Source organism: Paenibacillus sp. JT31N17, assembly GCF_056269255.1.
The window spans coordinates 265,073-282,003 of the sequence record NZ_JBWDNP010000005.1; the positions used below are offsets into that span (position 1 = coordinate 265,073).

Genomic DNA, 16,931 nt, shown 5'->3' on the forward strand with positions numbered 1-16,931 from the left:
TAAGGGCGCAGCCGTTTCTTCTTACATTTGTCGGCTTCAACATCATTCCTTGCCCCGGAGGACTTCCGTAATGCAGAATCTTTCCGATTACGAACTGATGCTGCTGATCAAGCACAAACGGCATTCGGCGCTTTCTGTCCTGTATGACCGCTATTCGGCATTGATCTACTCCTTTGCCTGGAAAGCCCTGCGGGACGAGCCGGCAGCCAGGGATATTGTCCAATCCGTCTTTATGCGGCTGTGGACCACCGAATCGGAATATGATCCGGACAAAGGCCGCTTTACCAGCTGGCTGCTCACCATAACGCGCAACATTACGACAGATTGGCTGCGCCGGAAGCGCCGGGAGGATGCGGGGCTTGCCTCTTTTCTGCCGGAGGAGCTGGAGCAAATTCCCGATACCTATACAGCTTCGCCTGAGGACCGCGTGGAGCGGGAATCGTTGAAAGAGGAAATACGCGATGCCTACTGCCACTTGTCCAAGCAGCAAATTATGCTGCTGGAGCATTTCTACTGGCAGGGCTACAGCCTGAACGAGCTGGCTCTTCTCTACAATCAGCCGCTTGGCACGGTCAAAAACAGGCTTCATCAGACGTTAAAAATATTACGCAGACATCTGCTTGCGGGAAGGGAGGGAATATGATGCGGGATGAGCGGCCGCCGCAGCATTGCGATTTATGTCTGGACTATATCTCCGGCCTGCTGTCCGGCGAAGAGAAATCAGCCTTCGAGCGTCATCTTCCCGACTGCGAAGCCTGTCAGATCGAGCTTGAAGAACTACGATTCGTATGGGAGGCGCTTCCTGCCGATATGGAGCATATGGAACCACCCGAAGATTTAAAGCAGCAGGTCATGGATGCCGCAAGGGCGGTGGAAATGCAAGCGCAGCGTTCCGCTCCCGGAAGACGGGCAAGAAGCAGACGGCCTTTCTATGCGATCGCCGCTTCTGCGCTGGCTGCCCTTGTCATTACCGGCACGATCTGGAATGTGCAGCTGTATCGTGACAAAGCGGAGGCAATTCCCTCTATCGAACAAGCCTTGTCGGTTTCTGCCGCTCAAATCAAGCAGATCATACCGCTGCAGCCAACCGCAGAAGCAGCCGATTCGTTCGGGGTTGCTTGCATCGTGGATAACGGAAAGACCAGGCAGTTTGTTGTCTATGTATTCGGCGCGCCGCAAACGGACAGCAAGGAAGCGTACCAGGTATGGCTGGTTAAGGACGGGCAGCGCCGCAGCGCAGGAACTTTCAGGGTCGCCGACCAGGGAATGGGCGTACTCTCCATGCCCATTGCATCCAATACCCTCGCATTCGATACGATTGGCATTACGCTGGAGCCCGATGACCGCGGCGACGAGCCGCGCGGCGTCAAAATATTCGGTTCGGCATAATTTCATCGCCAGCCATTCTAATCAGCCAAGGAGGCATCCGGTTAAGGGATAACCTCCTTGGCTGATTCTATTCTTGCCTCGTGAAGCTCTCCCTGCCGCTGTCATCTCTATTGCCGTATTGTTCGGAAATCATTGGAGCGCCGCCATCCGCGGTCTTCCATTCCTGGGGCAGCAGACGCCGGTATCGGGGTTGAAAATAACGGTCATCAATCAACAACAGCGTGCCTCTGTCCTGCTCCGACCGGATCAAGCGTCCGCCGGCCTGCAGAACCTTGTTCATACCCGGAAAGACATAGGCATACTCGAAGCCGTCCTTGCCCTGCCCATCAAAATAATCCTTGATAATATTGCGCTCCAGGCCCACCTGCGGAAGCCCGACCCCCACCACCACAACCCCAGTCAGCCGGTCGCCTACCAGATCGATGCCCTCAGAGAACATACCGCCCATGACCGCAAAAGCAATAAGGGATTCCGGGTTATCCGCATCGAAGGCCGCAAGAAAGGCTTCCCGTTCATTCTCCGTCATGCCGGCTCCCTGTATCATCGTTGTCGTTGTAAACTGCGTCGTGAACAGCTCATAAATATCATTCATGTATGCGTAAGACGGGAAGAAAACGAGATAATTGCCTGTCCGTTTGGCCGTAAGCGTACCAATCAGCACCGCAATGGATTCCCTCGTATGCCCGCGGTCCCGGTAACGGGTCGACAGCGGCTCCATATACACCTCAAGCTGCTCGCTGGAGAAGGGAGAGGGCACAACGACGGAATAATCCGTTTCCGCATCGCCGCCGAGCATGTCGATATAATAACTGAGCGGCGACAGCGTGGCGGAGAAGAGAATATGGGAGCGGAAGCCCTTCCCATTCTGTTTCAACAGATAGGACGGGTCCAGGCAAAACAGCTTGATTTGCACATCATTGCGCACGCTTTCCACATAAGTCACATATCGTTCATCATACAGCTTGCCAATGCGGATAAAGCCTTGTGCCGCATAATAAAGATCCAGCAGCTGCCCCGCTTCGCGGCCGCCGGCTGCAAGCAGCTCCCTCTGCGCATGCTCCACAAAAATCTCCAGCAGCTCCAGCAGCTGTCCCGGCAGCTCCGGATTCACTTCTACCCCGCTGTCGCCGACCTCTTTACGAAGCGCGATAAAAAAATCATTGACCGCTTTGGCGGCACGCTGAAGCTCGGCATTACTGCCTTTATATTCCCGCTGAATCGCCAGAAAGTCCGACTTCCTCAACTCGCTGGAGTACATCTCGCGGGCCCGATCCACCAGATTATGCGCTTCGTCGATGAGCAGGACGGTCGAACGTTTATGCTCTTCCATCAGACGCTTCAGCTGAACGCGCGGATCGAATACATAATTATAATCGCAGATGACGGCATCTGCCGCGTAAGCCGCATCCAGCGAGAACTCGAACGGACACACCGTATGCTTGCGGGCGTACTGTTCAATCGTACTGCGCGTCAGCAGCGTCTCATGGGAGAGCATATCGATCATCGCCTCATTCACCCGGTCGTAATATCCGTCCGCATACGGACAATGCTCCCTGGTGCAGTTCATTTCCTCCTGGAAGCAGACCTTATCCTTGGCGGTAAGCGTCACAACATGCATATGAAGCCCTCTGGCTTCCAGCATGGCATAAGCCTCTTCCGCCGCGGTACGGGTAATCGTCTTGGCAGTCAGATACATCATCCGCTGCAGCAGCCCTTCCCCGACCGCTTTCACAGCAGGAAATATCGTGGAGATTGTCTTCCCGATCCCCGTTGGCGCTTTGGCAAACAGCTTCCGTCCATCCGCAATGCTCTGATAGACAGAACCTGCAAGCTTTCGCTGCCCCGCCCGGTACACCGGAAACGGAAATTGCAGCGCTTTAATGCTGGCATCCCGCAGCCCGCTATGCCTCCGCTTCTGCTCCGCAAAGGGATAATAGCCCTGCACCAGCTCAAGCATGAACATCTCAAGCTCCTGAAAAGACAGCTCCGCCGCAAAACGCTTCTGCTCTTCCGAAGCTATCTGTACATAGGTAAGCTGGACCGCGATGCTGCCCAGCTCCTGCTCCTTGGCAACCATATAGGCGTAGCATTTCGCCTGTGCCCAGTGGACGGGATAGGACTGCTCATCAATAGAGGCCAGTTCCCCCGCAGTCGACTTGATCTCGTCGATTGTAAGTCCATGGCTGCCAGCAACCGTATCCGCAGTTCCGGCAAGCAGCCCGTCGCATCTTCCGTCAATGACAAACAGGAGATCCCTATAGGCAATCTCCGTTGATAGATAGACTTCCTTCCGGTCAAGCTCCCCATACTGCTTCTGGATTTTCTGATGGGCTTTCGTCCCATCCGTAAGCGAGCTGACCGAACGAAAACCGGACTCAATACTTCCGCTGCGAAATACATACTCTACGAGTGATCTGACCGATAGTTGGACGATGTCCGTCATAGCGACTCCTCATTGTCCGTCATAGGAACATTTGTTCCTTCATCTTAACATGAACGACGGATATCGCGCTACTTGCGGTGCTTCGATATACTTCACATGCACAATAAAAAAACCGCCCCGCAGTGCTTAGGGGCGGTTCTTATATTTGTACACCCTTTTTCAAGGCTTTGAGATCGCCATTCGAATTGTTCAGCGCCGGCAGCATTCTCATGCTTTTTACCATAGGGGTATGACAGACATGACAAGTCGGTACATACTCGAAAGCGAAATTATCACGCATCCAGCTTTTGCAATCGTCTTTCGGGCAGGACCAGATGACTGTATTTTCTTCAGGGATATCCTCTAACGGTTTTTTCCTGTTGTACAAGATGATTCCCTCCTTTGATAGAAAAAAACCGCCCTCAACTCATGTTAAGGGCAGTCTTTACCTTGCAGCTTGTTAAGACTACAGTTTTACAACGTTTTCGGCTTGTGGTCCACGGTTGCCTTGAACAACGTTGAACTCAACGCGTTGGCCTTCGTCAAGGGATTTGAAACCGTCGCCAACGATTGCACTAAAGTGTACGAATACGTCGTTGCCGCCTTCAACCTCGATGAAACCAAAGCCTTTTTCTGCGTTAAACCATTTAACTGTTCCTGTTTGCATAGGTAAAACCTCCAAAAATAAATTAACATGTACCTTTTTATTCAGAGAAGCAAATAAAAAATTCACACATTGAAAAAGGAATCATTCTCACAAATGCCAACCCTTTTCAATGAGTGAATGCAGGTTCTTTGTTTACGAGTAACCTTATAATAGCACAGCCATTTCTATAAAGCAAATGTTTAGACACATTATTGCCCAATTTATTTTTCCAATCATGTTGAATCAAGGAAAAGCCGCCATTTTCTCTCCCTGACCGGAAATAAAAAACCGCTTCCCCACGGCGGAGAAACGGTCACCTGCTGCGCATCATGACAATCTCCCGTTCCATTACGTATCATTCAGCTGAGCCGATGGCTGCCAGAATTTCTTCCTTCGGGCGGTTGCCTTTCCTGGCATAAATGATCCTGCCGGACTTCCCGATCACATACACAACGCGCTGCTGCGGCTGTCCGATAATCCCGAGAATCCCTTTCTTGACGTCGAAGCTGTCCTTGATGCGGCTGTCCGTGTCCGTAACCAGCGGAAAATCATAATTGTTCTTCATCGCAAAACGCTTGTGATGCTCCAGCGATCCAGGATTAACCCCCAGAACGAGCGCATTGGCTGCTTCGTACTGTTTGCCGGAATCGCGGACAGCGCACAGCTGCTTGGTGCATAACGGGGTTTCATCCTGCGGGTAAAAAATCAGTACGATCGGCTGTTTGCCCAAATGGTTTTGCAAAGCTACCTTTCCTTTCGTGCTTTCCGCTTCGAATACAGGCGCCTGATCTCCAACTTGCAGCATTGTGAATTCCCCCCTATTGTATAGCCTTTGTCCGCCTGGCTTGATGTTTCCCGCCTATCCGTCAATCAGCTTGTGCCGGACTGCGGTATCGCTGCATTAATCTGCGCCATCAATTTCTTGATCTGGCCATTCAGCGCCGTCAATTCCTCCAGGGGCAGGTTGCTGGAAGCAAACAGCGATTGCGGTATACACACCGCCCGCTCCTTCAGGGCAAGCCCGCTCCCGGTAATCCGCACAATAACGATCCGTTCATCTTCCGTCGAACGTTTTCGCTCCACCAGATTCGCAGCTTCCATGCGCTTGAGCATCGGCGTCAGCGTTCCCGAATCAAGATCAAGCGTCTCGCTGAGCTCCTTCACGGTGCTTTGGCTGCGTTCCCACAGTACAAGCAGGACCAGATACTGCGGATAGGTCAGTCCAAGCTCGTCAAGCAGCGGGCGGTACATCCGGGAAATCGCTCTGGAGGCAGCGTATAGGGAGAAGCATAGTTGATTATCCAGCTTCAAATATTCATGTTCATTTTGGCTCATCATTTTACTTTGCCCTCTCTTGTTGTCAAATTCATTTGTGCACAATTAAATTTGATAGACTAATCATAGCTCAATCCGGAGCGGGATGTCAACTTCGCAGCATGCACCCATCCTGAACTGCTGTCCGGCCGCTGTCAGCGGCTGCTGCTTGTCCGGAATTCCTCCGGTGTAACGCCAACCGCCTTCAGGAAAGCCCGGTAAAACTGGCTGGTGCTGGAGAAGCCAAGTTTTACGCTCATCTGGGTTATGGTGCAGCCCCCTTGGCGAAGCTGCTTCTTGGCCTCCTCCATTCTCAGCCCCAGCACATACTGGTATGGAGTTTTATGGGTATAGGCCTTGAATGTCCTTATAAAATGAAACCGGCTCTGGAGCGCGATGGCCGCCAATGTGCCGATATTGATCCGATCCGTATAGCTCGCGTGTATATAATCCAGCACTCTTGTCATATGCCTGTCTGAAGAGGCCTGCCCATCCCCCGGCGCGCTGAAGGGTACCGGGTCCCCTCCGTTAATGGCATGGCTGCCCTTCAAGCTGTAATACAGGAAGGAGAGCACCCGCGATTCCGTCTCGTCCACAGCGAGCGGATCGGCCGGATCGCCCCTGAACAGCTCCGATGACCAGCTCTGGAACTGCTTCATAATAAGAGAAGGATCGAATGTCTGCTGCATGGCAAAATCAAATTCCGGCCCGCGGAAGAAATCACCTGGCCGGTTGTTGCGTATTTGAATGACGATCACGCTGGAATCCTCCCCGATGCGGAAGCTGTGTTCCTGCGCGGAGTACTGGAGCAGGCCATGGCCGTCCCTCAGACCATAATCCTTGTTATCCTGTGTGAGGTAGCAGATGCCCTTGGTCGGAATCGTCAGCTGGAGCCTGTCCTCATGGACATGCGGCAGATTGGAAAAAGCCTCTTCTATCCGCCACAGCGCAAGCTGCGGCGTTTCAATTATGATTTTCATCTGTCTTCACCTGTGCTTATTATAGCAATTATTGCTCCCGCAGATAGCACTTTTCACGGCGACTTCCGCCGCTTCCCTCCTGTAAAATAAGGGAATTAAAAAGGGGGATGATAACCAATGCCGCAATTGAAAGGACAAACAGTATCGCAAGCCGTTTCCCTGAACAAGCCCACTCGCACAGCCTTCTACATCCTGCTCGGCGTCAGCCTTGCCCATCTGCTTAACGACGCCATGCAATCTGTCGTCTCGGCCGTATTTCCCCTGTTTCAGAAATCCATACAGCTAAGCTTCGCCCAGATCTGCTGGGTTAGCGTTCTGCTTAAGCATCACGGCATCGATTTTGCAGCCTCTGATCGGTTATTATACAGATAAGAAGCCTATGCCTGTCCTATCGCTTATCTGCCTCTGCTCGGTGTATGTGCATTCCTTCTGCCCAGGGACCGGCGGATTTAAAAACTTTGCAATGGAAATGAGGACCTTCATCATATGGAAACGATTATTGATATGCAGGAAGTAAGCTGGCAGAGAGAGGACCGGCTTTTGCTGAATGAGGTCAGCTGGAGAGTCTTGCCCCGGCAGCACTGGGCGCTGCTTGGCCTCAACGGATCAGGCAAGACGACGCTGCTGAACATGATTAACGGCTATCTCTGGCCGACAAAAGGCAGCATCAAGGTGCTGGACCGCACCCTCGGCGAAACGGATGTCCGCCAATTGCGCCAGTCGATCGGCTGGGTCAGCTCTTCCCTTCAGGATAAGCTGTACGGCACCGATTCCGGGGAGCGTATTGTGCTAAGCGGCAAGTACGCCACGATCGGGCTGTATGACCGTCCCTCTGAGGAAGATATAGGCCACGCCTATGCCTGCATGGAGGCCTTGCAGTGCACGAAGCTGTGGAGCCGTGAATACCGCACCTGCTCGCAGGGAGAGAAGCAGAAGCTGCTTATCGCCCGCGCCTTGATGGCGAATCCGCAGCTGCTTATCCTTGATGAGCCCTGCAACGGTCTGGACTTATTTTCCCGCGAAAACCTGCTATCGGCGATTACAGCCCTGGCGTCCCGTACGGACACGCCGACCTTGATCTATGTCACTCACCATACCGAGGAAATTCTGCCTCTCTTCAGCCATATACTGCTGCTGCGGCGCGGGCAGGTCGTTCAAGCCGGCGAGAGGGAATCGGTCATGAATGCTGATATTCTCAGCGCCTTCTTCGAGAATCGCGTTGCCGTGGAAAACCATGATAATCGGATTTATCTCCGCCCTCATTCTTAGGGCAGCTGGCGCCGTCGGGCGGCGGAACTGTGCATAACTCTTTCCGTCACCCAGCGGACCGCTATTGCCAGAGCAAAATAAATAGGAAACGAATAGATATGCTTCCAATGATGCGGTTCATAGATGCCCATCCATTCCATAATCGGTTCAAATACAAAAGCAAACACCGCAGACAGAATCAGGTGGACGATCATGAACGGCTTCCAGCTTCTGAAATATTGATAGGTGAGCATGTGAATGACAGGCAGCATGCTATAATCGACGGAAATCAGCCGTGGAGATATACGAAGCAGCTGATAGGGGTATGACCAGTACATATTCATCGAGCCGATATCATCCAGACAATCGACCACAATAATCGTAATCAAGCCCAGAATAACAATTTGCTTTAACCGTGAACGGTCGACCAGCTTCCACCAGATCACCCATGGTATGATCAGCGCAGCCAGCAAAAACCACCACTGCGGCGTAAATAAGTCGTGATGCAGCCAGTACCCGTTCCTGAGTTCCTTCCATTCCTCGCTTTTCTGCTTTATTTCCTCAAAGGCAGGACTTTCCTTAACCGCCATCTTCAATCACCCTTTTTACGATGCCTGACTGCGTCCAATTCCTTTCAGTGCCTTTTGCTGCCGTTTCCCGCCTCACGCAGTCGGCTCCTCCTTGTTGAAGACAGTGATGCCAAGAGCCAATTGGTTCCAGAGCAGATCCTTTACCTTCTCTGTCTGATACTCCTTGCATTTGACCATGACGAAAACATCAATCCGGTTATCGCTCTTGAAGGTCTTCTTCTTGCCTTTATTGGTATGCCAGTAATCCACGACGAATCCGATGAGAATTCCGGCTACAAGTCCGATTAATGCCCACAGTACAGGTCCCCATTTCAGTAAAAAACCGTATATGCCCCCCAGCAGCATCAGGACCGCTCCGATAATGGCCGATAAGTCTACAAAGCTCTTCCCGTCTGTATAATGAATGGTATCCATGGTGTGATTGGGTTCCGTCCTTTTATCAAGAGGCAGAACCAGGATGGACTGTTTCGAAACGCCGATTTTCTGGATTTCCGCAATCGCAAGCTCGAGCCTTCCGGAATGTTCAAACGAGGCGACGACATACATGATTGAACTCTCACTCCATTCTTCAAATTGGCATGTCATACAGCTGGTCCTGATAGTCCTGCTTGAAATAGGCGGCCTGCTCTTTCTTGAACAGCCGGTTATACTCCACGGTAATCACGTAGGCATCGTAAGCCACAAAGGTATAAAGGGAAGGAAGATTAAGAAACCATTGAATGTTCAAATCCGCTTTGGCAGCAGCAAAGTGAAATTCCATGCTGTCATGGATGGCGGGAAGAATGCCGGAGAGATAAACTACGCCCATGAACCAGCCGATGAAGATGCAGGCTGATGGAAGGCAGTTGAGATAGATATGCCCGAGACCGGGAGCCAGGATGGACCACAGGAGCGACATCAATGGCTTTCTCTTTGCCAGATTGTTCCTCTCCAGAAAGGATATGTTTTCTGATAAGACGTTGAAGCCTTCCGCGCTGCTCAGCACATAATCATGGTTGTACTGGACCGTTTTCTTGTAGACGTCCCATATAGAGAAGAGATACGCCGTTATGTAAAACAAAAACCACTCCGTATCCAATGCCTGGACAGCCAGCTCAAATTGACCGGTCATGGAGTAGAAAATAGCCATATTAATTCCTGACGCATAATTCACGACGGATTCCCAGAGAATCAAAATAAATGCAGTGATATTCTTGCTCAGCATCATATGGCCCAGTCCGGGATAAGCAGCAGACCACCAGGCGACGACCCAGGGATTCCGGACATGCATAAGGTTAATATTATAGGAACTGATATAGGCGGAAACGTACCGTTGGGACGACTTGACGCCATTGTTTTTGGAGGGCATGATCGGTGGACTCCTGTTGGTTGTATTGGAATAAGGTTATCTTTGCCACATCCCGTGCAAATATTCCGGATCAGCCAAAATCCCGCTCTCGCGGTTCACGCAAGGCGGGATATGCTGACGGACTTGTTATCCAAAAAAAAAGAAGCGTCCTGTGCCTGCCAGGACCGCTTCTTCCATATTAGAAAGACAAAGATGCACAAGATGTTCTAATGCTCGTCCAGCTCTTCTTCCTCCGGTTCATTGCCGACCCCATTGAGCAGGTCTGTGCCGTGGAATTCCTCCTGCGGCGCAGCCGGGTCAACAGGAGTGCTGTCGACATCGGCTTCCGCCTCGGCAACTCTATCTTCATCCGCCTTCAGGACCGCATCGTAGGGATAAACCTCCAGCAGCTCGTCCACATCGCCCTGAACCTCATCCTCCGGAATTTCATCGGCAAACAAGCCGGCATGCTTATCAATATCACGCTGTGTGACCAAATCTTTATCTTCGCTGAGTTTCTTATCCATTCGGGCGGCCTCCTTGATGATTTATAGGCTATCGGGTATATATTACCCCGATTGTCCGGATCCGGAACGCCTGTCAAGGATTTTCTTGCCGCGTTGGTTACAAATCCGTTAGCTGTAAGCCCGTAAACACCGCCCAGCGCGCCGGAGTCTCCCCGCCGCCATGCGAACACAGGCCGGGCTTGAACGGTCCCGCTTCAAGCCCGGCATACCGCCCCATCTCCGTCCAGATGCCGTCTTCGCTCTCCAGAAAACGCGACGCCGCCTCATTCCCACTCCAGTCCAGCTGGAGCCGGATTGTTCCGGCATCCGTTGCCATCTTGACGAGGCTGAGAACCCGGGTTGCCCCTTGAACCTCAACGGCAAGCACAACCACATGCTCATCGTTTACAAGCTCCTTGACCAGCTTGATATAATTATCATCATCCGCATACAGCAGCAGTCCGGCCTGCTCCGAGTTCCGCTCCGGCGCCAGCGTTACTTCAACTTCCAGTCGGACGGCCCCCGTAAGGCCCTCGCTGCGTATGAGAATGTTGCGCGCGTTATTGCTGTCTTCCCAGAGACTTCCCGGAAGAGCGGCAATATGCAGCGCTTCTCCCTCTGACCGCCATCCTGCCTTGTCCTCTCTCAGCCATCGGTAACCTTCTTCTGATAAACGGGAAAAATAGACTTCGTTTGCTGTTTTATCCTGATCTGCCATCCCTTTCACTCCATTTCATAGTACAGATTCATAAACAATAACCGCAGATGACCCGTTCCTAATCTCGCAGCTTCAACTATTATATTATAAAATCATTCCACTGCCTTGCACTCTTCCAGAGCGCAGGCGCCGCATACCAACGGGAGGTTACCGTATGATTATTCGTCCAGCTGCACCGGGAGATGCCGGGCAGGTCATTCCGCTGCTTTATGATGCGATCGGCAGTATTGCTTATGTACTGACCGGAACCGATAATCCTGCATCTGCTATCCACGCTATGAGCGAATGGTACAAACAGCGCAACAATCGGCTGAGCTATGAAAATGTGTTGGTTGCCGAGAAGGACGGTCAAGCGGTCGGAGCAGCCTTGTTCTATCATGGCAGCCGGATCGCGGAACTGGACCAGCCGCTGCTGGAGCGGCTGGCTGCCAGGAAAGGCATTGTACTTGCCAGCTTCCCGGCGGAGTCGCGGGAGAACGAATTTTATCTGGACTCGCTCGCAGTGAATCCCGCTTGCCGGGGACAAGGAATTGGCAGCCGGCTGATGCAGGCGTTCGAAGCCGAGGCCGTCCGGCAGCAGTATGACCGGGTTGCCCTTATTGTCAGCTCAGACAATCCCCGGGCCAGGAAACTGTATATGAGCCAGGGCTATGTTTCGGATGGACAAATCGATATTGCGGGCGCTGACTACGATCATATGGTCAAGCTCCTGTAAGAGTCTGGAATCATGATTGATAATGCAGCATCATATTCTCCACCTGCTTCCGCAGCTCGGCAATTAATTCGGGCGGATCGGCTACCGTCACATATGAGCTGTAGCTGAGAATATTCTGAATGGCCCGTTCCATTGATGAATAATGGGCGTTAACCGACAGCGTGCCATCCGGATTCTCGGTAACGACATCAAAGCCGAATTCATCTCTCACCCTGGTCTTGACAGCGGGATCAAAACGCAAAGCAGCGCTCACCTTTGCGAAATTGGCCTGACTCATAAACCGCCGCTCGACATCCTGCAGGGTGTAATTGCGGCGGATGAACGTATCCGGCAAATCGGCAAGCTTGTTGACCCGGCTGATTCGGAAAACGCGATAGTCCGATCGGGTGAGGCAATAGCCGTACATATACCAGACGTAGCCCTTCAGAAAGATGCCCATGGGCTCAATCGTTCGCTGCGTTTCTGTCCCTTGGTTATCCAGATAGTCGAACCTGACCAGCTGCTGCAGTTTAATCGCCTGATGGATAGGGGCAAGCTTGTCCTTATCGTTGGGGGTCGGGGTAAAATCAAGATCGACTTTATAGGTATCGGCAGACTTGGCCTTGCCTGGCATCAGGGCACCTATTCTCGTGAGCAGTCCGTCGATATCCGGGTTGTCCGTTGCGGAGCGGGCTCCGCGCAGTGCGCTGCAGATCGATGAAAAGTCTTCAAGCGACAGAATCTGCTTGTCCAGGCGGTAGCCGGGCAATATCTCATAGCCCCCATCCGAGCCGGGAAAAGAAACGATCGGAATGCCAGCCAGATTAATCGAATCCATATCCCGGTAAATCGTCCGCAGAGAGACCTCGAACCGTGCAGCCAGCTCCGTTGCGCTGACCCGGGTCTGATTCAGCAACGTCATGGTGATGGCGAGCAGTCGATCCAGCTTCAAGCAAAGCACCTCCCTCACCTTTAAAGTCCGGTGAAAAAATCTGGCTCCGCAGGCGGAAAGCGTCTTCCGATCGCTGCTGGACCCCTGAATTTTTTGATTTTGGATGGCTTAGTGCAAAGCTATCCACGGTATGGATTGTGGACAGCTTTGTCACCTTCATTTGTTAAATTCGGGGTACAAAGGCGAACGCTTACGCTTCTCCAGACTATTTCCGCCTGCTCCGCCAATTAATCACCGGATCTTTATCTATGATTTTATCTTTCTGATCATAATTATTTTCTTCTACAAAGCCGATGAAATGACCTGCTTCTCAACGAATTTGTCGAGAACGCCCGGCTGGAGGAAGAAAGGGTCGAACAGATGAAGCCTGCCCGACCCTTTGATACAGCTGTTTGTTGATCTAGATTTGAGGCTCCACGGGTCTTGGCTTGAGTCTTTCCCCGGCTGCCTGGGAAGTTTTTGTCCGGTATAGATGATAGACAATGCCAAGCAGCATCCATAAGGAGCCTGCAAGAAGCGCATTCCGGTCCAGCTGGAACAGCAGGTAAATGATAAAGCCGGCCCCAAGGAGCGGTGACACCAGATAAAGCAGCGTTTGTTTCAACGAGCGCTGGTTGTCTTTCAGATAACGTTTTGCGATAACGGACAGGTTGACGAAAACGAAGGCGGTCAGCGCGCCGAAGCTGACGAATTTAACCGCGGCGTCCAGGCTGATCGTCAGAGCCAGCAGCGATATGACGCTTGTAATGATAATATTGCGTGTCGGTGTTTTGAAGCGCGGGTGCAGATATCCGAATATCCGCTTGGGCAGGATCGAATCCCGGCCCATCACATAAAGCAGTCTCGAAACACTTGTAATCGACGTCAGTCCCTGGGTGAAGATCGCCAGGATCAGAATCGTGATGAACAACGCGCTCAGCCCGGCCCCGCCGACCATTCTCACCAGTTCGAAGCCGGCCGAATCCAAATTGACAAAGGAAAGCTGCGGATACGCCAGCTGCGTCAAATAAGAAGGAATCAGGTACATGATGCCTGCGGCAATAATGATAATGAGGATGGCCCTTGGAATCGTCTTCCTGGCATCGACGGTTTCTTCCGCCATCGTGGTGATGGTGTCGAAGCCCAGAAACGAGAAACAGATAATAGAAGCGCCAGCCAGTATAGTGGAGAACGGGATCCCCGCATGGACAAACGGCTGCAGCGGATGAACGGCTTCCGCCCCGGTCAGCCCTTTGATCAGGAAGAAGCAGAACACGGCGATGAATGTAAGCTGAAGCAGGACGAACAGCTTGCTGATAATCGCAGAGAAGTTAATGCCGATGATATTGACGGCAGCAAGTGCCGCGTTGAGCAGAACGATCCAGACAAAGGTCGGGATGGACGGGAATTGCGCGTGCAGATAGATGCCGAAGGTCAGACAAGCGATAATGGGCGAGAATAGATAATCCAGCAGGAGCGCCCAGCCGACGAGGAAGCCGACATAAGGATGGAGCGACTTTCCGGCGTAGGTGTAAGCCGAGCCTGATGCAGGATAAGTCCTGGCCATAACGCCGTAGCTGCGGGCGGTGAAGAAGATGGCGATAACCGCGATCAGGTACGCCACCGTCAGCATCCCCCGCGAGGTATCATAGGCAATGCCGTAGACGGTAAAATAAATCATTGGCGTCATCCAGGCAAGCCCCAGGAAAACAACCTGAAACAAGGTTAAGGTCTGGCGAAGCTTTACTTCTTCTTTCATGATCTCTCTCACCCTTCGTCAAGGACTGACAGGCCCTTCAGGCACCGAAAATAAAAATGCCCGGGTGATATCATCATCTGATATCCTCCCGGGCTTTTGTCCCTCCGTGTACACAGCAAAGGCCCTGCTGTGCGTCTTCTCTTGGACCGGACCGGTGGCATGCCAACCGCGGAACCCTAGAAAACTTGTGAATTATTCATATTCGATGGCAGATTAACATACATTCTTGTCTGAGTTGGAGGAGCATCGCCATACATTCATATTTTATGTAAGATAATATAACATAATAAACAAGGATTTGAAAACCTTTTTGTTTGATTATTTTTACAAACCTATCATGTTATGTTATATATGGTCCGGGTAATCCACTAAGAAATCCGGTATTTCCGGTTAATCTGCTGTGGGCACAGAAAAAAAAGCAAGCCATCACACGGCTGAGTTCCGCCGTAAATGGCCTGCTTGTCTCAAATATCCGTTACAGCGTCTGCCCGCCGTCCACCGTAATGATTTGTCCGGTCATCGATTCCTGCTCCAGAGCGGCGCAGATGATGGCGGCGATATCCTCGGGCGTCGTAATGCGCTGCAGAAGCAGCTTTCCGCCCAGTTTATGCATTTGTTCCTCCCGGCCTGTCCACCATCTTGTCGCGACGGCTCCCGGAGCTACGCTGCTGACCCGGATCTCCGGCGCCAACGCGCGTGCCAATGATTTCGTAAGGCCGTGCACCGCCGCTTTGGATACCGCATAGGGCAGGGACGAGCCTGAGCCGGTTAGTCCCGCTATACTGCCCAGATTCACAATAGCACCCTGCTTATTTTTCTTCATCCAGGGGGCGACGGCGCGGGCACAGTAGAACATGCCTTTGACATTGACATCATACAGCTCATCCCAAACATCATCCCCTGCCGCCTCCAGGTCATCAAGAGGAATATGCCGGGTAATGCTTGCATTGTTGACGAGCAGATCGACAGAACCAAAATGCCGGATAATGACGTCCACCATCTCCCGCACTTCTCCGTCCCTGGAAACATCCGCCTGAATCGCAATTGCGCGCCCGCCGCCTTCGGCAATCAGCTGTACCGTCTCATCCGCCTCGGCCTTCGAGCGGGAATAGTTGACGGCTACTGCCGCTCCCTTCGCAGCCAGCAGCAGGCTTACCGCCCGGCCGATTCCGGTGCCTCCGCCTGTAACGAGAGCCACTTTGCTGTTCAAATCCACTGCATTCACTCCTTGTCTGTGTGTAGGCTTGGTCACTATCAAATCTTGGCTTTATTTTAAAGGGTTATCCCGATTTTGTATAATTGAATAAATTGAAGACTTTGTTCAAAATACTTGAACTCTTAACGGAGGTTACAGGGATGGATATGAAAGCTTTAAATACCTTTCACAGGATCGTGGCCTGCGGAAGCTTCCAGAGCGCCGCCGAAGAAATGAATTATGCCCAATCCACCGTAACGATGCAAATTCAGAAGCTGGAAGCCGATCTGGCCGTACAATTAATTGAACGAGGGAAAAAAATCCGGCTGACGGAGGCAGGAAGACTGCTGTACGAACAAAGCCTGCCCATCGTCAAGGATCTGCAGCAGCTGCAGAATCGTCTGGCCGATTTGCGGCTTGGGGATGCCGGAATGATCCGCCTTGGAGCAACTGAGCCTGGTGCCAGCTACCGGCTGCCCGTCCTGCTCGGGAAATTCATGAACCGGTTTCCCAATATCCGTATCTCCGTTGATATCGCCAGCACACCGGCTTTATGCGAGCAGCTTCTCCACGGTACTCTCGACCTTGCGCTCTGCTCGGCTCCCGAGCTTGCTTCCGGGCTGTATTTCGAACCTTTATATACGGAGTCGTTCGTCGTATTGATGCCCGGGGGACACCCGCTTGCCAGGCAAGCCGTCATCAGACCGGAGGATATCCGCGGGCATCGCCTGCTCATTACTTCCACAGGCTGCCCTTACCGCCGGAAACTCGAGATCGCGCTCCAGGAATCAGGCACGACCGCTATCGACACGATGGAGATCGGGAGCATGGCCGCTCTGAAATATTATGTCGAACAGGGGCTCGGAATCGCCCTTGTCCCCCGGATTGCCTTGAATCCCGCCCCGGCCGGAACCACTATACGTTCGCTGGACGGCCCTATTACAGACATGACCTGCGGCATCGTCTGCAGAGCCCCGGATTACCCGCTGAAGCAGGCTGGGGCGAGAGTCTTCCATTTTCTCAAGACAGAGCTGCAGGAGCCAACCGACAGCTTTGCCTGAGGAGCTTTCCGTTTCCTGTTGAATTACCCGAACAACAAAAATGGCTCATGCCTGCTTGCCCATGACAGAGCCATTCTGCTTAATCCGGATATCCCGCCGCGTACTGCAGCTGCTGCTGGCGTTCCGAACGACCACTCTTTGCATGATGCTG

At 52.3% G+C, this 16,931-nt stretch carries 20 protein-coding genes and 1 riboswitch; of the genes, 6 read left to right on the forward strand and 14 right to left on the reverse strand.

Annotated elements, in window-relative coordinates; all coding sequences use genetic code 11:
• Window positions 1-70 precede the first annotated feature (70 nt).
• Complete coding sequence (locus AC0YOB_RS18975; protein WP_210039132.1) at window positions 71-643, forward strand: RNA polymerase sigma factor; 573 nt, start codon at window positions 71-73, stop codon at window positions 641-643.
• Entirely contained in the window at window positions 640-1,389 is a 750-nt protein-coding gene (locus AC0YOB_RS18980) for an anti-sigma factor (RefSeq protein WP_475794103.1), read from the forward strand. The genes AC0YOB_RS18975 and AC0YOB_RS18980 overlap by 4 nt, the downstream gene beginning before the upstream one ends.
• Before the next feature lie 67 nt (window positions 1,390-1,456).
• Here AC0YOB_RS18980 and AC0YOB_RS18985 read toward each other — a convergent pair whose 3' ends face one another.
• The 6 genes from AC0YOB_RS18985 to AC0YOB_RS19010 all read right to left on the reverse strand — a co-directional run bounded on the left by AC0YOB_RS18985 (window position 1,457) and on the right by AC0YOB_RS19010 (window position 6,751).
• A complete protein-coding gene (locus AC0YOB_RS18985) occupies window positions 1,457-3,832 on the reverse strand; it encodes an ATP-dependent DNA helicase (RefSeq protein WP_475794104.1) in 2,376 nt (791 codons plus the stop codon).
• A gap of 139 nt (window positions 3,833-3,971) precedes the next feature.
• The gene (locus AC0YOB_RS18990; protein ID WP_210039135.1) at window positions 3,972-4,199 is read right to left on the reverse strand and encodes a cold-shock protein; all 228 of its coding nucleotides are present in this window, start codon (window positions 4,197-4,199) and stop codon (window positions 3,972-3,974) included.
• 78 nt (window positions 4,200-4,277) lie between these two features.
• Window positions 4,278-4,478, reverse strand: coding sequence for a cold-shock protein (locus AC0YOB_RS18995; protein ID WP_040951936.1), 201 nt, complete (start codon window positions 4,476-4,478; stop codon window positions 4,278-4,280).
• Window positions 4,479-4,812: 334 nt separating this feature from the next.
• A complete protein-coding gene (locus AC0YOB_RS19000) occupies window positions 4,813-5,262 on the reverse strand; it encodes a peroxiredoxin (RefSeq protein ID WP_475794105.1) in 450 nt (149 codons plus the stop codon).
• A gap of 65 nt (window positions 5,263-5,327) precedes the next feature.
• Complete coding sequence (locus tag AC0YOB_RS19005; RefSeq protein ID WP_475794106.1) at window positions 5,328-5,795, reverse strand: MarR family winged helix-turn-helix transcriptional regulator; 468 nt, start codon at window positions 5,793-5,795, stop codon at window positions 5,328-5,330.
• A 131-nt stretch (window positions 5,796-5,926) separates the two neighbouring features.
• Window positions 5,927-6,751 carry a helix-turn-helix domain-containing protein gene (locus AC0YOB_RS19010; protein WP_475794107.1) on the reverse strand — a complete coding sequence of 275 codons (825 nt, stop codon included), beginning with the start codon at window positions 6,749-6,751 and terminating at the stop codon, window positions 5,927-5,929.
• 117 nt (window positions 6,752-6,868) lie between these two features.
• Between AC0YOB_RS19010 and AC0YOB_RS19015 the strand changes: the two genes are divergently transcribed.
• Complete coding sequence (locus AC0YOB_RS19015) at window positions 6,869-7,123, forward strand: hypothetical protein (RefSeq protein WP_475794108.1); 255 nt, start codon at window positions 6,869-6,871, stop codon at window positions 7,121-7,123.
• 114 nt (window positions 7,124-7,237) lie between these two features.
• Window positions 7,238-8,020: an ABC transporter ATP-binding protein gene (locus tag AC0YOB_RS19020; RefSeq protein WP_475794109.1), complete on the forward strand. Its 783-nt coding sequence runs from the start codon at window positions 7,238-7,240 to the stop codon at window positions 8,018-8,020.
• Here AC0YOB_RS19020 and AC0YOB_RS19025 read toward each other — a convergent pair.
• The 5 genes from AC0YOB_RS19025 to AC0YOB_RS19045 all read right to left on the reverse strand — a co-directional run bounded on the left by AC0YOB_RS19025 (window position 8,017) and on the right by AC0YOB_RS19045 (window position 11,140).
• A complete protein-coding gene (locus tag AC0YOB_RS19025) occupies window positions 8,017-8,589 on the reverse strand; it encodes a CBO0543 family protein (RefSeq protein ID WP_475794110.1) in 573 nt (190 codons plus the stop codon). The genes AC0YOB_RS19020 and AC0YOB_RS19025 overlap by 4 nt on opposite strands.
• Before the next feature lie 72 nt (window positions 8,590-8,661).
• Window positions 8,662-9,135 carry a hypothetical protein gene (locus AC0YOB_RS19030; protein ID WP_475794111.1) on the reverse strand — a complete coding sequence of 158 codons (474 nt, stop codon included), beginning with the start codon at window positions 9,133-9,135 and terminating at the stop codon, window positions 8,662-8,664.
• 22 nt (window positions 9,136-9,157) lie between these two features.
• The gene (locus AC0YOB_RS19035; protein WP_475794112.1) at window positions 9,158-9,937 is read right to left on the reverse strand and encodes a hypothetical protein; all 780 of its coding nucleotides are present in this window, start codon (window positions 9,935-9,937) and stop codon (window positions 9,158-9,160) included.
• 206 nt (window positions 9,938-10,143) lie between these two features.
• Window positions 10,144-10,443 (reverse strand): hypothetical protein, encoded by a 300-nt coding sequence (locus AC0YOB_RS19040; protein ID WP_475769518.1) that lies wholly within the window; start codon window positions 10,441-10,443, stop codon window positions 10,144-10,146.
• 97 nt (window positions 10,444-10,540) lie between these two features.
• Entirely contained in the window at window positions 10,541-11,140 is a 600-nt protein-coding gene (locus AC0YOB_RS19045) for a beta-xylosidase family glycoside hydrolase (RefSeq protein ID WP_475794113.1), read from the reverse strand.
• 154 nt (window positions 11,141-11,294) lie between these two features.
• On the opposite strand from AC0YOB_RS19045, the gene AC0YOB_RS19050 reads away from it, so the two are divergent.
• On the forward strand, window positions 11,295-11,855 hold the full coding sequence (locus AC0YOB_RS19050; protein WP_475794114.1) for an N-acetyltransferase family protein: 561 nt from the start codon (window positions 11,295-11,297) through the stop codon (window positions 11,853-11,855).
• A gap of 10 nt (window positions 11,856-11,865) precedes the next feature.
• On the opposite strand, the gene AC0YOB_RS19055 is transcribed toward AC0YOB_RS19050, so the two are convergent.
• The 3 genes from AC0YOB_RS19055 to AC0YOB_RS19065 all read right to left on the reverse strand — a co-directional run bounded on the left by AC0YOB_RS19055 (window position 11,866) and on the right by AC0YOB_RS19065 (window position 15,740).
• Window positions 11,866-12,786: a helix-turn-helix transcriptional regulator gene (locus AC0YOB_RS19055; RefSeq protein WP_475794115.1), complete on the reverse strand. Its 921-nt coding sequence runs from the start codon at window positions 12,784-12,786 to the stop codon at window positions 11,866-11,868.
• Between the two features lie 400 nt (window positions 12,787-13,186).
• Window positions 13,187-14,524 (reverse strand): APC family permease, encoded by a 1,338-nt coding sequence (locus AC0YOB_RS19060; protein ID WP_475794116.1) that lies wholly within the window; start codon window positions 14,522-14,524, stop codon window positions 13,187-13,189.
• An 83-nt stretch (window positions 14,525-14,607) separates the two neighbouring features.
• Window positions 14,608-14,715, reverse strand: a riboswitch (guanidine-I (ykkC/yxkD leader).
• 284 nt (window positions 14,716-14,999) lie between these two features.
• Window positions 15,000-15,740, reverse strand: coding sequence for an SDR family NAD(P)-dependent oxidoreductase (locus AC0YOB_RS19065; protein ID WP_475794117.1), 741 nt, complete (start codon window positions 15,738-15,740; stop codon window positions 15,000-15,002).
• A gap of 140 nt (window positions 15,741-15,880) precedes the next feature.
• Between AC0YOB_RS19065 and AC0YOB_RS19070 the strand changes: the two genes are divergently transcribed.
• Window positions 15,881-16,780: a LysR family transcriptional regulator gene (locus AC0YOB_RS19070; RefSeq protein WP_475794118.1), complete on the forward strand. Its 900-nt coding sequence runs from the start codon at window positions 15,881-15,883 to the stop codon at window positions 16,778-16,780.
• Window positions 16,781-16,931: the final 151 nt, after the last annotated feature.

Bases quoted from the DNA above. Each gene is read 5' to 3' on its own strand.
- AC0YOB_RS18975 (WP_210039132.1), top strand. From the start codon at position 71: ATGCAGAATCTTTCCGATTACGAACTGATGCTGCTGATCAAGCACAAA.
- AC0YOB_RS18980 (WP_475794103.1), top strand. From the start codon at position 640: ATGATGCGGGATGAGCGGCCGCCGCAGCATTGCGATTTATGTCTGGAC.
- AC0YOB_RS18985 (WP_475794104.1), bottom strand. From the start codon at position 3,832: ATGACGGACATCGTCCAACTATCGGTCAGATCACTCGTAGAGTATGTA.
- AC0YOB_RS18995 (WP_040951936.1), bottom strand. From the start codon at position 4,478: ATGCAAACAGGAACAGTTAAATGGTTTAACGCAGAAAAAGGCTTTGGT.
- AC0YOB_RS19000 (WP_475794105.1), bottom strand. From the start codon at position 5,262: ATGCTGCAAGTTGGAGATCAGGCGCCTGTATTCGAAGCGGAAAGCACG.
- AC0YOB_RS19005 (WP_475794106.1), bottom strand. From the start codon at position 5,795: ATGATGAGCCAAAATGAACATGAATATTTGAAGCTGGATAATCAACTA.
- AC0YOB_RS19010 (WP_475794107.1), bottom strand. From the start codon at position 6,751: ATGAAAATCATAATTGAAACGCCGCAGCTTGCGCTGTGGCGGATAGAA.
- AC0YOB_RS19015 (WP_475794108.1), top strand. From the start codon at position 6,869: ATGCCGCAATTGAAAGGACAAACAGTATCGCAAGCCGTTTCCCTGAAC.
- AC0YOB_RS19020 (WP_475794109.1), top strand. From the start codon at position 7,238: ATGGAAACGATTATTGATATGCAGGAAGTAAGCTGGCAGAGAGAGGAC.
- AC0YOB_RS19025 (WP_475794110.1), bottom strand. From the start codon at position 8,589: ATGGCGGTTAAGGAAAGTCCTGCCTTTGAGGAAATAAAGCAGAAAAGC.
- AC0YOB_RS19030 (WP_475794111.1), bottom strand. From the start codon at position 9,135: ATGTATGTCGTCGCCTCGTTTGAACATTCCGGAAGGCTCGAGCTTGCG.
- AC0YOB_RS19035 (WP_475794112.1), bottom strand. From the start codon at position 9,937: ATGCCCTCCAAAAACAATGGCGTCAAGTCGTCCCAACGGTACGTTTCC.
- AC0YOB_RS19040 (WP_475769518.1), bottom strand. From the start codon at position 10,443: ATGGATAAGAAACTCAGCGAAGATAAAGATTTGGTCACACAGCGTGAT.
- AC0YOB_RS19045 (WP_475794113.1), bottom strand. From the start codon at position 11,140: ATGGCAGATCAGGATAAAACAGCAAACGAAGTCTATTTTTCCCGTTTA.
- AC0YOB_RS19050 (WP_475794114.1), top strand. From the start codon at position 11,295: ATGATTATTCGTCCAGCTGCACCGGGAGATGCCGGGCAGGTCATTCCG.
- AC0YOB_RS19060 (WP_475794116.1), bottom strand. From the start codon at position 14,524: ATGAAAGAAGAAGTAAAGCTTCGCCAGACCTTAACCTTGTTTCAGGTT.
- AC0YOB_RS19070 (WP_475794118.1), top strand. From the start codon at position 15,881: ATGGATATGAAAGCTTTAAATACCTTTCACAGGATCGTGGCCTGCGGA.